Origin of the sequence: Halomicrococcus gelatinilyticus, assembly GCA_024227995.1 — an archaeon.
Taxonomy (GTDB): Archaea; Halobacteriota; Halobacteria; order Halobacteriales; family Haladaptataceae; genus Halomicrococcus; species Halomicrococcus gelatinilyticus.
This window is the reverse complement of record CP100465.1, coordinates 1,833,061-1,847,306: the sequence shown is the minus strand read 5'-3', so window position 1 is coordinate 1,847,306 and position 14,246 is coordinate 1,833,061. Positions and strand designations below refer to the sequence as shown.

The 14,246-nt window shown below is 69.5% G+C and carries 11 protein-coding genes; 2 read left to right on the top strand and 9 right to left on the bottom strand.

The window, feature by feature from the left end; genetic code table 11:
• Positions 1-80: 80 nt before the first annotated feature.
• From npdG to NKT36_RS09665, 8 genes are all read right to left on the bottom strand, one after another.
• On the bottom strand, positions 81-749 hold the full coding sequence (npdG, locus tag NKT36_RS09700) for an NADPH-dependent F420 reductase (protein ID WP_327050845.1): 669 nt from the start codon (positions 747-749) through the stop codon (positions 81-83).
• Between the two features lie 132 nt (positions 750-881).
• Positions 882-1,496 carry a YqaA family protein gene (locus NKT36_RS09695; RefSeq protein ID WP_407652167.1) on the bottom strand — a complete coding sequence of 205 codons (615 nt, stop codon included), beginning with the start codon at positions 1,494-1,496 and terminating at the stop codon, positions 882-884.
• A gap of 127 nt (positions 1,497-1,623) precedes the next feature.
• Positions 1,624-2,688 (bottom strand): tyrosine decarboxylase MfnA, encoded by a 1,065-nt coding sequence (gene mfnA / locus NKT36_RS09690; protein WP_327050844.1) that lies wholly within the window; start codon positions 2,686-2,688, stop codon positions 1,624-1,626.
• A gap of 81 nt (positions 2,689-2,769) precedes the next feature.
• Positions 2,770-3,933, bottom strand: a complete 1,164-nt coding sequence (locus NKT36_RS09685; protein WP_327050843.1) for a DUF7537 family lipoprotein — start codon at positions 3,931-3,933, stop codon at positions 2,770-2,772.
• A 156-nt stretch (positions 3,934-4,089) separates the two neighbouring features.
• Positions 4,090-6,399 carry a pyruvate, water dikinase gene (gene ppsA, locus NKT36_RS09680; protein ID WP_327050842.1) on the bottom strand — a complete coding sequence of 770 codons (2,310 nt, stop codon included), beginning with the start codon at positions 6,397-6,399 and terminating at the stop codon, positions 4,090-4,092.
• A gap of 157 nt (positions 6,400-6,556) precedes the next feature.
• Complete coding sequence (locus tag NKT36_RS09675; protein WP_327050841.1) at positions 6,557-7,456, bottom strand: PhzF family phenazine biosynthesis protein; 900 nt, start codon at positions 7,454-7,456, stop codon at positions 6,557-6,559.
• A 37-nt stretch (positions 7,457-7,493) separates the two neighbouring features.
• Positions 7,494-8,837: a TIGR00341 family protein gene (locus NKT36_RS09670; RefSeq protein WP_327050840.1), complete on the bottom strand. Its 1,344-nt coding sequence runs from the start codon at positions 8,835-8,837 to the stop codon at positions 7,494-7,496.
• Between the two features lie 161 nt (positions 8,838-8,998).
• A complete protein-coding gene (locus NKT36_RS09665) occupies positions 8,999-10,339 on the bottom strand; it encodes a TIGR00341 family protein (RefSeq protein WP_327050839.1) in 1,341 nt (446 codons plus the stop codon).
• A gap of 128 nt (positions 10,340-10,467) precedes the next feature.
• Between NKT36_RS09665 and engB the strand changes: the two genes are divergently transcribed.
• On the top strand, positions 10,468-11,085 hold the full coding sequence (gene engB, locus NKT36_RS09660; RefSeq protein ID WP_327050838.1) for a GTP-binding protein EngB: 618 nt from the start codon (positions 10,468-10,470) through the stop codon (positions 11,083-11,085).
• Positions 11,086-11,576: 491 nt separating this feature from the next.
• On the opposite strand, the gene NKT36_RS09655 is transcribed toward engB, so the two are convergent.
• Positions 11,577-12,770 carry a redox-regulated ATPase YchF gene (locus NKT36_RS09655; RefSeq protein WP_327050837.1) on the bottom strand — a complete coding sequence of 398 codons (1,194 nt, stop codon included), beginning with the start codon at positions 12,768-12,770 and terminating at the stop codon, positions 11,577-11,579.
• Between the two features lie 154 nt (positions 12,771-12,924).
• Between NKT36_RS09655 and NKT36_RS09650 the strand changes: the two genes are divergently transcribed.
• Positions 12,925-14,244 (top strand): aryl-sulfate sulfotransferase, encoded by a 1,320-nt coding sequence (locus NKT36_RS09650; protein ID WP_327050836.1) that lies wholly within the window; start codon positions 12,925-12,927, stop codon positions 14,242-14,244.
• Positions 14,245-14,246: the final 2 nt, after the last annotated feature.

Sequence of the window (14,246 nt, the reverse complement as noted above, 5' to 3'; positions counted from 1 at the left end):
CGGGAGCGGGAGGAATCGCGTCGGGCGTGCTTCGCGGGGTGACGCCCACCGCGACTACTCGAAGGTGACGCCCACCACGACTACTCGAAGGTGACGCCCACGTCGTGCATCCCCTCGTTGTTCATCGCGAGGTTGATGAGCAGCGGCGTCAGACTCTCGACCTCGGCGGCGTTGGCCAGTCCGCCCGCGTCGAGCGGTCGGAGTCCGACGATGCCGTCCGCGAGTAGCCGGACCGTCTCCTTGGCGTCGGCGTCGTCCGCGACGAGCAGCGTGTCCAGGTCGAGTTCGATGCCGAGGTCGGCGAGGCGGTCGGCGGCGAGGTTGTGGAACGCGCCGACGACGGGCACGTCGTCGGGAGCGGCCTCCGCGACGAGTTGCGTGACGCTGCCCACGCCCGGCGGTTTGTAGTGGAAGCCGTCCTCGTCGCGGTCCATCCCGACGGCGGGGGTGACGAGGACGTCCACGTCGTCGAGGCGGTCGGCGACGGCCTCGACGGTGTCCCGGACGTGGTAGGCCGGGACGGCCAGCACGACGACGTCGGCGCGGTCGGCAGCCATCTCGTTGGCGAAGCCGTTGATCGAGCGGTCGACGCCGCGGCTCGACAGTTCGACCTCGTACTCGTCGGCCATCTCGCGGGCCTTCTCCGGGTCGCGCGACCCGACGATGACCTCGTGGTCGGTGTCGTACGCCCACCGCAGCGCGAGTCCCTGACCGATGTCGCCGGTGCCGCCCAGCAGTGCGATTTTCATACACCACGGTATCGCGGTACGAGGTTAAGTTCTACGGAAGCGGGAATCCGCGTCGGCGGACAGGATGTAGCGACTGGGGAGACGGGGGCACGTCGCCGAGAGAGCGGAGCGTCGCCGAACAGCTACCCCAGGTCAGGTCGCGAACAGCACGGCGGCGCCCGCGCCCATGGTGACCAGCAGGCGGCCGACGCTCCCGACGAACGTCGCGGCGGCGAACTTGACGTAGTCCTCCTCGAGGATGGAGAAGGCGTAGATGGAGATCGTGTCGGGGAAGAACGGAACCGACAGCGCGAGTGCGAGGCCGACGTACCCCCAGCGACGGGCGATCTCGACGGTCTTGGTCTCCGACCACTCGACGATGTCGAACCGCGACCGACGCAGGTAGCGGATGACCGGTCCGGCCTCCTGCTTGGCCTCCTGGCCGATGTGGAACGCGAACACGCTCCCGGCCGCCTTGCCCGCGCCGCTGACGACGGTGATGAGGCCCAGTCGCGCCGGCTGGCCGAGGCCGAGGTCGAGCGGCGCGCCGAGGACGACCTCGCTCGGCAGCGGCAGGACGAACGAGATGAGAAAGGAGTAGACGGCGATGATGACCAGCCCGGGCCAGCCGGTCGCCGCCTCCACGGCGTGTTTCAGCCAGCCGAACAGGCCGAGCACGACGCCGCTGGCGAGTGCGTCCGCGGCCGGACCGACTACCCCAGTTAGCACGACCGAAGACAGGGCGTCCGTCGTTGTAAACTTTAACATCTCGTAACCTGTCTACGTAAATTACAATTGCGTAACGTTGTCATACTGAGACGGTACGAGAGGACCCGACGCCAGTCACAGGCGTGTAGTAATCGGGACCTACCGCCGCGGACCTCCAAGGAGACTGTCACGTCGCGTCGAGGTCGGCGATGAACGACGCCAGCATCTCGCGGGTGACGTGGGGCATGCAGACGACGCGGAGTTCGCCCGCGCCGGTCGGGGAGACGCGCCAGCCGCGGTCCTGCAGCGCCGCCACCGTCTCCGCCGGCACGTCGGCGGCGACGAGCGGGAGCACGGGGTCGACCACGTCGTAGCCGCGGTCGGCGAGCGCCGCGGCGACCCACTCGGCGTTCTCCTGCGCTCGCTCGTACGCCTCGCGGTAGCCGTCGCGCCAGAGTTCGTCCATGGCCGCCTGCGCGCTGGCGACGCCCGCGCCGCTGCGCGTCCCGGTCAGCGTCGCCTGCGACGTCGATTCGAGGTACGGCGTGTCGACCGCGAGCGCGTCCAGCACGCGGCCGTCGCGGGCGAGGAAGCCGCCGGCCGGGACCGCCGCCTGCCCCATCTTGTGCGGGTCGACGGTCATCGTGTCCACGGCGGCGTGGTCGAAGTTCCACGCGAAGTCGGTGAAGGGCAGGACGAACCCGCCCCACGCGGCGTCGACGTGCAGGAGCGCGTCGCGGTCGTCGGCCAGGTCCGCGAGCGCCGGGACGGGGTCGACGCGGCCGTACGCCGTCGTCCCCGCGACGCCGACGACGAGCACGGTGTCCTCGTCGGCCAGGTTCGCCATCGCGGCCGGGTCGGCCCGGCGGTCGACGGTCGGCGCGAGACGGAGCTCGACGTCGAGCACGTCGGCGGCCTTCTGGAAGCTGAAGTGGACGCTCTCGGGCGCGACGACGTTCGGGTCGTCGACGTCCGCGAGGTTCCGCGCCGCCCGGACCGCCTGGATGTTGGCCTCGGTGCCGCCGCTGGCGACGTAGCCGTGCGGGTCCGCGAGCCCCGTTATCTCTCCGAGCGTCTCGACCGCCGCCCGTTCGAGGTCGGCGACTGCCGGGTACGTCGTCGGGTCGCCGGGGTTCGTCGCGAGGAAGCGCTCGGCGGCCTCGCGAGCGACGGGATGCGGTTCGGTACACATCGAGGAGAGCACGCGCTCGAACGACTGTGGCTCGCGCGGCGCGGTCCCCTGCTGGTTCATGTCCGGTGAAAGTCGCGCCCCCGGTTTAGCGGTTCCGTTCTCGGACGTTCCGGCCCCGACAAGAGCGCGTGTGGCGCTGCGTCACTCGTCCGCGGAGCCAGACGCCGTGGTCGTCGGCTGGGAGGCCTCGCCGTGGCCGACGCCGAAGCCCGTCGAGTGGACGGTGCGGCCCTGGGGGTCGGTCACCGTGACGGAGTACGAGCCGTCGACGCGCTCGGCGTCGACGTCGGTCGGACGGTCGTCGGTCATGACGGGGTCGCCACCGTCGGCGGGGTAGTAGATGTAGCGGTCGCCCTGGGTGACGAGCGGCGATTCCAGTTCGAATGCGTGCGTCTCGCCGTCGTGACCGATCTCGACGGTCGACCCCGCCGGGAGCGCGTCGCCGCCGCGGTGGTGGACGACGACGAACTCCTCGTCGCTCGTCACGTCGACGTCGGCGTTCACCGTCTCGGCCGCGGCACCGGCCCAGTCGGGACGCTCGACGGAGACGGGACCGATGGCCGTCAGTTCGAAGTCGGACTCCCGTCGCAGGTCGGCCGTCTCGACGGTCCAGTGGAACTCGTGGACCCGTCCCGACGCGTCCACGACGACGGTGGCGTTGTACTCCGAGACGTCGTCGAAGCGCGCGTCGCCGGCGTAGGCGTCGGCGCGCACGGTCGTCAGCGTCCGCTCGCCAGTGCGTTCGACCTCGGTGACGGAGAACTCGCCGGAGTCGAGGATCGACTGCAGGGTGATCGCCTTGGTCGCCTGGCTCGTGATCTCTTTCTGCGTGTCGGCGTTGCGCTCGCGCTCCTGGTACCGGCGTTCGCCGTCGCTGGTGAACGCCGTGAGCGCGACCGATTCGTTGGCCCACGTCGCCGTCGTGTAGGTCGAGGAGTCGTCCTGGACGCTCTTCGTCACGAGGAACGACGACAGGCCGACGGCCACGGTGCCGGTCTGGGTGCCGGCGCTCGTCTCGTTGCCGTACCAGGTGCTGGCGGTGAACCTGAACTCGTATCCCGTCTCCGCCAGCGCGGCCTCGTGAGCCGCGACGAGTTTCGTGGCGTTCGCCAGGCCGGACTCGGTCACGCCCGGCGGGAGGGCGGCGTCCGCCGGGCCAACGCCGGTCGTCGTCGCGTGGGTCGTCGTCCCGTCTGTCGTCTCCGCGGTCGTCGCGTCGGGCGTTCCGGAGCCGAAGCCGCCGACGCAACCCGCGGCGAGCACGGCCGCGGCGAGGAGGAGGGCGGCAAGCGGGCGTCGAGTCATGTCTATTCAAGGACTACTCACAGCCAGGACAATAAGTACAGTGTGCCCGGACGTGACAGGTCGACGCCTGGTGGCGGTCCGAGGCGGTGCGTCGGTGCGCGAAACGGGGTCAGCGCACGCGGACGACCGGACGGGGTCGGTGTGCAGCTTCGACGCTCAGCGCACGGAGTCGAGCATCAGCTTCTGCTCGACGCGCTTGACCTCGTGCTGGACGTCGCGCACCGCGTCGATGTTCGCGGAGATGGAGGAGACGCCGGCGTTGACGAGGAACCGGACCATCTCTGGCTTCGAGCCGGCCTGGCCGCAGATGCTGGTGTCGATGTCGTGCTCGCGGCAGGTCTCGATGGTCTGGCCGATGAGTTCGAGGACGGCGGGGTGGAGTTCGTCGAACCGGTCGGCGACGTTCTCGTTGTTGCGGTCGACCGCGAGCGTGTACTGCGTGAGGTCGTTCGTGCCGAAGCTGGCGAAGTCGATGCTGGCCTCGGCCATCTCGTCGATCTGGAGCGCACTGGCCGGCGTCTCGATCATGACGCCCCAGGTGCGTTTGTCGGGGTCGATGCCGGTCTCCTCCATGAGCCGGCGGGCGCGGAGGACGTCCTCGGCGTCGTTGACGAGCGGGAACATGATCTCGACGTTGTCGTAGCCCATGTCGTACAGCTCCCGGAACGCCTCCAGTTCGTGCTTGAAGACCTCGGGCTTGTCGAGGCTGCGGCGGATGCCGCGCCAGCCGAGCATCGGGTTGTGCTCGTCGGGTTCGTCCGCGCCGCCCTGGAGCTGCTGGAACTCGTCGGTCGGCGCGTCGAGCGTCCGCACGCGCACCGGTCGGGGGTAGAACTCCTCGGCGACGCCGCGGACGCCCTCGACGATCTCGTCGACGTAGGCGTCCTCGCCGTGGTCCTCGAGGTACTTGGCCGGCGTCTTGTTCGTCGAGAGGATCATGTGCTCCATCCGGAGCAGACCGACGCCGTCGGCACCGGTGGCCGCGGCGCGCTCGGCCGCCTCCGGGATGGAGACGTTCACCTTGACCTCCGTCGCCGTCATCGGCTTGACGGGGGTCTTCGGGCGCGCCTCCTCTATGGGTTCGCGCTCCTGCTCGGATTCGGGTTTGCCCTCGCTGACGGTGCCCTTGTCGCCGTCGAGGGTGACGAGCATGCCGTCGTCGAGGTTGTCGGTCGCGTCGGTGCTACCGACGACCGCGGGGACGCCGAGTTCGCGCGAGACGATGGCGGCGTGGCTGGTCATGCCGCCCTCGTCCGTGATGATGCCGTCGGCGCGCTTCATCGCGGGCACCATGTCCGGCGTGGTCATCTCGGTGACGATGATGTCGCCGTCGCCGACCTTGTCGAGCTGGTCGAGCTTTTCGACGATGCGGACCTCGCCGCTGGCGATGCCCGGGCTCGCGCCGAGTCCGCTGACGAGCACCTCTTGGCCGGTCCCGCCGCCACCGCTGGCGGCTTCGACGGCCCCGCTGCCGTCGGCGACGCCCTCCTCGCTCGCGCCGGCGTCGGCCTCGATCTCGCCCTCGCCGATGGTCGTGATGGGTCGCGACTGGAGCATGTACACCGTCCCGTCGACGATGGCCCACTCGACGTCCTGGGGCGTGTCGTAGTGGTCCTCGACGCGCTCGCCGAGTTCGACGAGGCGGTCGATGTCGTCTGCGGTGAGCACGCGCGACTCGCGGCGGTCGTCCTCGACGGCGCGCTCGACCGTCTCGCCGGTCTCGGGGTCCTTCGTGTGCATCACCTTCTTGTCGGCGATGGTGACCTCCTCCGTCGCACCGGATTCGCGGTCGACGACGTAGTTGTCCGGGGAGACGGACCCGGAGACGACGGCCTCGCCGAGCCCCCACGCGGCCTCGATGATGATCTTCGGGTCGCCGGTCGACGGGTGGCTGGTGAACATCACGCCGCTCTTCTCGGCGTCGACCATGCGCTGGACGACGACCGCGATGTCGACCTTGTCGTGTGCGAACCCCTTCTCCTGGCGGTAGTAGATGGCGCGCTGGGTGAACAGCGACGCCCAGCAGCGCTTGACGCGGTCGATGAGGTCCTTGCCGGTGATGTTGAGGAAGGTCTCCTGCTGGCCGGCGAACGAGGCGTCCGGGAGGTCCTCGGCGGTCGCGGACGACCGCACCGCAACGAACGCGTCGCCGTCGTCGAGGTTATCGTACGCTCCCAGGATCCCCTCCCGGATGTCCTCGGGAATGTCGGTGCCGAGGATGAGTTCCTCGGCGCGCTCCTCGGCCTCCGCCAGTGCGGCGGAGTCCTCGGTGTCCACGTCGACGGCCTCGAACAGTTCGTCGGCGATACCGGCCTCCTCGATGAATTCGCGGTATGTTCCGGCAGTGACGACGAACCCCGGCGGCACCGGCAGGCCCGCCCCGGTGAGTTCCCCGAGGGACGCGCCCTTGCCACCGACCAGTTCCAGGTCGTCTGCGCTGATTTCGTCCAGCCAGAGTACAACCATGTGCGTACGAGTGGAAACAAGAAGCCCGATAAAGAATGTTGCGACCCCTGTCTTCGGACAGATTTACTCGTCGGCGGGTTCCTACTTATTCTGGCAATAATTGGTGGCAAGAGCGGCGATACCATCGATTCGCGGACAGGTCAGGGTCGGGTCGACCCTACGCCTCGACGATGTCGTCGTCGTCGGGGTCGGGGACGACCAGCCGACCGTCGAGCGCGGTGGTCGCCCGGCCGCCGACCCGGACCGTTTCGTCGACTCGCACGCGGACGTGACCCGGTCGGTCCACGAAGTGGCCCTGCTCGAAGCGCATCTCCTCGGGGAAGTCGTCGAACGCGTCGAACTCCCGGACGTAGGCACCGACCGCGCCGCTGGCCGTCCCCGTCACGGGGTCCTCGGGGACGCCCGCCAGCGGGACGAACGCCCGCCCGTGGAGCGTCGACGCCCGGTCGATGGCGTCGAAGCTGAAGGCGTAGACGCCCACCGCGTCGACCGCCTCACAGAGTTCCTCGACGGCCGCCACGTCCGGGTCGGCACCACCGACGTGTTCGAGGAAGTTGACCGGGACGACGAGGAAGGGCATACCGGTCGAGGCGACGGCGAGCGGCAGGTCCGCGCCCACGTCGCGCAGCGCCGCAGGGTCGACGCCGAGCGCGTCGCCCACGCGGTCGTAGTCGAGGTCGACCCGCTCGATGTCGGGGTCGTCCTGGGTCATCCAGACGACGCCGTCATCGGTCACCTCGACGTCGAGCACGCCGACGTTCGTCTCCAGGGTGTGCGTTCCGGGGTCGAGGACGCCGTCCTCCAGCAGGTGGGCGTGGGCGGCCACCGTCGCGTGACCGCACAGGTCCACCTCCGTCGTCGGCGTGAAGTACCGGACCCGGCGGTCCGCGGCGTCGCTCTCGGTGAGGAAAGCCGTCTCGCTGACCGACAGTTCGCGAGCGACGGCCTGCATCTGCGCCTCGGTCAGGCCGTCGGCGTCCGGGACGACGCCGGCCGCGTTGCCGGCCAGCGCCTCGTCCGTGAACGCGTCCACGAGCAGGGTTCGTACCGTCTCCATGTCCGGGGCCTCACGCGGCGAGGGGTTCAATCCTCCGCTATCTCGCCCGGTCGACCTCGACGTACCGGACGTCGACCGCGACCTGGTCGCCGGTTCGCTCGCGGATGCTGTCGCGGATGCGACCGGCGAGGTCGGGGTGGCGCTCGTCGCGCGGTACGCCAACGGTGACGACGACCCGCTCCGGTTCGTGGAACGGGAGGCTGTTGGCGAACGCGCGCTGGCCCAGCATCGAGGCGCTGCGATAGTGCACCTGCACATCGATGACGTTGGCGTCGGCGTAGGGGTCCGACGGGTCGCCGACCAGGTCGTCGATCGCCGCTGTGGCCTGATTCTCGAACTGGGAGTCCTGCACCGTCGACAGCGTGACCCCGCCCAGGAAGACGGAGAGCATGGCGATGGCGACCAGCAGGACGCCGATCCGTTTCGCGGTCTCGGTGCGCGACCGCTCCAGCTGGAACCAGTTCTTCGGCTGGTAGCCCAGGTACCGCAGCGTGAGCATGGCCGAGAGGTTGATGGAGAGGATGTTGACGAGCACGAGCACGCCGGAACTGGCCGCGACCATCGGCGCACCCCAGGCGATGCCGATGCCGACCGCCGCGGCCGGCGGGATGAGCGCCGCCGCGATCATCACGCCCACCAGCGCGGTCGAGACCCCCGTTGCGAGGCTGAAGACGCCGGCCGCGCCCGCGCCGAGCGCCACGATGAGCGAGAGGAAGTCGGGCGTCAGACGACCACTTATCTGGGAGATCGCGGTGATGTCGGTGGTCGGCGGGAACAGATACAGACTCCGGACGACCACGGCGAACACCGTCGCGCCGAGTATCGAGGCGATGCCGCCGACGACCTGGAGTTTCACGCCGCGACGGAACAGGTTCGCGTCGTCCAGCACCGTCCCCACGCTCGCCGACAGCGCCGGCCCCACCAGCGGCGCGATCACCATCGACCCCACCACCACCGCCGGCGAATCAAGCAGCAGCCCCGCCGCCGCCACCACCGCGCTGACGAGCGTCAGGAAGAGGAACGTCCGGAAGTTGGGCGACAGTTCCCGCGCCTGGATGATGATCTCGTCGCGGGCGATGCGGCTGCCGCCGCTGTCAGCCCCGAACCGCTTCGCCAGTTCCTCGAACCGCCGGGAGGTGTCCACCTCCGCGTCGACGACGACGACGTGCGCGTTCTCGCTCAGCCCCGCCTCGCGGAGTTCGTCGACGACCGGCTGGACCGCGTTCCGGGGGAGCGGGAACGTCGCGACGGCGGTGTGCTCTCGGTCGCTACCCCGCGCGCTGGTCGCGTCGGTCAGGTAGTGGTCGACGTCCATCTCCACCAGCGTCTCGACGACCGCCTCGCGCTCGCCCGGCGGAATCGTGACCTCTACGAGCCGCACGGGTTCGATTCGTAGACGCAGGCGCAAATAACCGCGGGTCACCGAAGACCCGACGCTGAACCGGCGGTTCGAAGGGCGAGACGCTCAAAAGGAGAGGTTCTGGCGGAGTCAGGTGAGGAGTCGAAACCGAGCGACCACGCGCCGCCACGACCGGGTCCGGACTACCCCGATTCGTCGAGGCCGACGTACTGGACCTGGACGGTGACGTCGTGGCTCGTCCGCTCGCGGATGCGGGTGCGGAGCGCCTCGGCCAGGTCGGCGTACTGCCGGTCGCCCGGAACGCCGACGGTCACGGTGACTCGTCGAGGGCGACGGAACGGAAGTTCCTGCCCGCCGACGTCGCGCGGCAGGGGGAGCGGCGAGCCGTAGCGGACCTCGACGTCCAGCCGTTCCGCACCCACGTACTGCGGGCGGGACAGCACCGAATCGGTACTCTGGCGGACGTCCCGGGTGAACCGCGCGTCCTGCACCGAGGAGTAGGTCACGCCGCCGAGGAACACCGAGAGCACCGCGATGGCGACGAGCAGCAGGCCGACGCGCTTCAGGGTCGCGGACCGCGACTGCTCCAGCTTGAGCCAGTTCTTCGGGCGGTACCCCAGGTACTGCAGCGTCAGCAGCGCCGAGAGGTTGATCGAGAGGACGTTGATTAACACGAGCACCGCCGCGCTCACGGCGACGAACGGCTCACCCCAGGCGATGCCGATGCCGACCGCTGCGGCCGGCGGGATGAGCGCCGCCGCGATCATCACGCCCACCAGCGCGGCCGACACGCCCGCCGCCAGACTCAGGACGCCGGCCACGCCCGCGCCGAGCGCCACGATGAGCGAGAGGAAGTCCGGCGAGATGCGCCCGCTGATCTCCTCTATCGTCGTGATATCGATCCCCGGCGGAAAGAGCGGGATGGCGCGGACGATCACGGCGAACACCGTCGCGCCGACGACGGCGAGGACGAGGCCGATGACCTGGAGTTTCACGCCGCGACGGAACAGTTCGGCGTCGTCCAGCACCGTCCCCACGCTCGCCGACAGCGCCGGCCCCACCAGCGGCGCGATCACCATCGACCCCACCACCACCGCCGGCGAATCGAGCAGTAGCCCCGCCGCCGCCACCACCGCGCTGATCACGGTCATCAACACGAACGTCGGGAACCGCGGCGAGAGCTCGCGCGACCGGATGAGGATCTCCTCGCGAGCGATGCGGAACCGTCTACCGCTCTCGGCGGCATACCGCTTCGAGAACCGCTCGAACCGCCGGGAGGTGTCCACCTCCGCGTCGAGGATGACGACGTGGGCGTCCTCGCTCAGCCCCGCCTCACGGAGGTCGTCGATGACCGGCTGGACCGCGTTGCTGGGGAGCGGGAACGTGATTATCGCCGCGTAGTCGGCCGCGCCGCTGCGGCCGCTCGTCTCGTCCGTCAGGTAGTAGTCGATGCCCTGCGATTCGAGCGTGTCGACCACCAGTTCCTGCTCCCCCACCGGGATGGTGACCTCGACGAGTCGCACGTCCGGTGGTCGACGCGGACGACGAAATAGCTCCGGGCGACGCCGGCGGCCCCGGCACGACGGTTCGGCGACCGCGTTCCCGGCGGACGAACCACGGTCGTTAAACGCCGAGAGCCGAAAGGAGAGGTATGTTCGAAAACCGCCCGGACAGGAGCGACGAGGTCGTCTTCGTCGGGCGCTCGAACGTCGGCAAGTCCACGCTCATGCGCGAGCTGACCGGCCACACCTTCGAGACCGGCGGCAAGCCCGGCGTCACCCGCTCGCCCAACTTCTACGACTGGGCCAGCGACGACTTCATGCTCACCGACCTCCCCGGATTCGGGTTCATGTCCGGCGTCCCCGAGGAGCGCCGCGAACAGATCAAGACCGACGTCGTCCGCTACGTCGAGGAGCACGCCGACGACATCCTGGTCGGCGTCCTCGTCGTCGACGGCAAGAGCGTCGTCGACATCATCGACCGCCACTCCGGCGAGGACGAGATTCCCCACGACGTCGAACTGTTCTACTTCCTCCGGGACCTCGGCGTCCCGGCCGTCGTCGCCGTGAACAAGATGGACAAGGTCGACGACCGCGACGAGCGCCTCGACGACCTCTGCGACCGCCTCGGCCTCCACCCGCCGTGGCAGCAGTGGCAGGACACCGTCGCCCCCATCTCCGCAAAGCGCGGCAACATCGACGCGCTGGAGGAGGCGGTGCGCACGCACCTCCACGACCAGAAGCGCGACGACCTGCTCAAGTTCTTCTAAGCCGACCTTTTTACTTCGACCTTTTTACTTCGTCGGGTGTCCTCGCGCCTTCGGCGCTGCGGGCACCCTCCTCGCAAAAACGTCGATGAAAAACGTCCCGCTCGCTCCCTGCGGTCGCTCGCGGTGAAACGGCGCGCTCCGCGCGCCGTACAGCTAACCGCCACAGCCGCCGCCTTCCGCACACCGCCACAGCCGCCGCCTTCCGCACACCGCCACAGCCGCCGCCTTCCGCACACCGCCACAGCCGCCGCCTTCCGCACACCGCCACAGCCGCCGCCTTCCGCACACCGCCACAGCCGCCGCCTTCCGCACACCGCCACAGCCGCCGCCTTCCGCACACCGCCACAGCCGCCGCCTTCCGCACACCGCCACAGCCGCCGCCTTCCGCACACCGCCACCGCCCACCGCTATCGTCGCTCTCCACCCTGTCCGTCATCCCCGCCGCTAGTCGACAGAACGCGGAGTCGCGGCCCGTCCCGACCGCGTCCTGCCTACTGGTTCGTCGAGACGATCTCGACGACGGAGCGGTGGTCGAGCTCCGAGTCGGCGCCGATCTGGCGTTCGCTGCGACAGTCGATGGCGTGGAGGAAGCCGTCGCCGATGTCGCTGTGCAGGTGGTAGGCGAAGTCCTCGGCGGTCGAGCCCTCGGGGAGCAGGAAGCAGTCGCGGAAGACGCCCTTCTCGCTCTTCGAGCCGTTCGCGGACCCGGGGAACACCGCGACGAGGTCGAGGACGTCGAACAGCGCGGTCTCCAGGGCCTGCTGGACGCCCGTGCCGCCGTACCCGGTGACGAACTCCCGGATCTGTTCGAGTCCCTGCTCCTGCTCGGCGCTCACGTCGCCCTCGATGGCGAAGTCCTCGTCGCCCGCGTCGTAGTCGACGACGCCCTGTTCGGCCGCGTTCTTCAGTGCTTTCTCCGCGTGCGCACTCGCGGGGACGATGGTCAGGTGCTCGTAGTCGGGGTCGTCGACGATCTCCGCGTAGTTCGCCTGCGCCTCGGGGGTGTCCATCTTGTTCGCCGCGATGACCATCGGCTTCGTGCGCTTGCGGATCTCGCGGGCGAGTTCCTCGTGGTCGGTCTCGTCCCACTCGTCGGGGTCGAGTTCGAGGTCGAGCGAGAGGATGACCTGCTTGATCTCGTCCTCGTTCGTCCGGAACGCCGACATCTGCTCGGCGAGGTCCTCCTCGATGGCGTCCTCGCCGCCGTCGTAGCCCGTCCGGTAGCGCTCGATTCCCTTCTCCAGCACCTCCAGGTACCACATGTCGAGTTCGCGCTCGAGGAAGTCGATGTCCTCGCGGGGGTCGTGGTCCTCGGTCGGTTCGCCCTCGGCGTCGGTCGTGCCGGAGAAGTCGACGACGTGGACGAGCACGTCCGTCTCGTTGAGGTCGGTGAGGAACTGGTTGCCCAGCCCGTTGCCCTCGTGAGCGCCGGGGATGAGCCCCGCCACGTCGACGAGCTTCGTCGGGACGTAGCGCGTGCCCTCTTCGCAGAAGCCGACGCTCGGGGTGCAGGTCTCCTCGAACTCCGGCGCGGCGCAATCCACGCGGACGTACGCCTCGCCCACCGTCGGGTCGATGGTCGTGAAGGGGTAGGCACCCTCCGGCACGTCGTTCATCGTCGCGGCGTTGAAGAACGTCGACTTGCCCACGGAGGGCTTGCCGACGAGGCCGATGCTGTAACTCATTACGCGTCCTCGGCGAGGGGGCGGGGAAGTAGTTTCGAAAGCTGACAGGAATGGCGCGTGCTAGCGGGCCACTCGCCCGCGGGCGGTGGCGGGGCGTCACGCCCGGGCGGGCGAACCGAACCACCTTTTTTCCGCCCCTTCGAACCGCCCGGGCGTGTCCTCCGACGTCTCCCCCCGCTCGTGGCTCGCGGTCCCCGGCCGGCGCGCGAAACTGCTCGCCGTCGTCGGCGTCGCGCTGCTGGCGGTCGCTGCGGTCGGCGCGCTCGCCGCCCCCGCCCAGCCGCGGCTGACCGTCGACGAGAACCGGCCGCAGAACAACACGCTCGTCGCGCTCCAGGGCTACGAAGACGAGGGGAGAGCCATCGAGGTGACCCCCGGCGGCGAGGTGGTCTGGGAGTACGCCGACGCCGACGACGTCTTCGACGTGGAGGCGCTCGGCGACGGTCGCGTCCAGGTCGCGGTCGCCGACGAACTCCCCGACAGCCAGTGCCCCGCGCCCTACGGGGACGATGGGTACGACAACTGCGTCCGCAACGCGCTGCGCATCGTGGACAAGGAGACGAAGGAGACGCTGTGGGAGTACGCGTGGTTCGACGCGAAACTGCACGCCCACGAACTCCACGACGCCGACCGGTACGTCGTCGACGGCGAGCCGCACTGGGTGCTCGTCGACATGGGCAACGACCGCGTGTTCGCGGTGAACCGCTCGAAGGAGATCGTCTGGCAGTGGAACGCCACCGAGCGCTACGACCGCCCCGACGGCATGGGCCCGGAGGGCGACTGGACGCACATGAACGACGTCGACCGCGTCGGCCGCGACACCTTCCGGGTGAGCCTCCGGAACTTCGACACGGTCGTCGACCTGCACGTGGACCGCAACGCGACCGACGATGCAGGTGGGACGAGCGGGACGGCCAGCGCCGTCACCGTCGACCCCGTCGTCGGGCCGGACGACTACCACGAGCGCGGCGACGTGCTCCACGAACAGCACAACCCGGACACGCTCGACGACGGCACCCTGCTCGTCGCCGACAGCGAGAACGACCGCGTGGTCGAGTTGAACGCGAGCACGGGCGCAATCGAGTGGGAGTACGGCGGCAGCGCGACCTTCGACTGGCCGCGGGACGCCGACCGCCTGCCGAACGGCCACACGCTCGTCGCCGACTCGTACAACGACCGCGTCGTCGAGGTCGACGAGAACGGCGAGGTCGTCTGGGCGGTGTCGACCGGCGCGCTCCCCTACGAGGCCGACCGTCTACCGGGCGAGGGCAGCGACGGGCCGACGGCCCGTGAAGCCGGCCTTCCGAACCAGACGAGCGACGCGGGCGTCGTCCGCGAGCGCGCCGCGTGGGCCGTCTCGATGGTGAAGTACGTCGCGCCGGACCGCCTCGCCGAGCAGTCGTTCTTGCTCGTCGGCGGACTGCTCGCGCTGCTCGGCGCTGGCGTCGAACGCTGGCGTTCCCGGCGCGAGTAGCT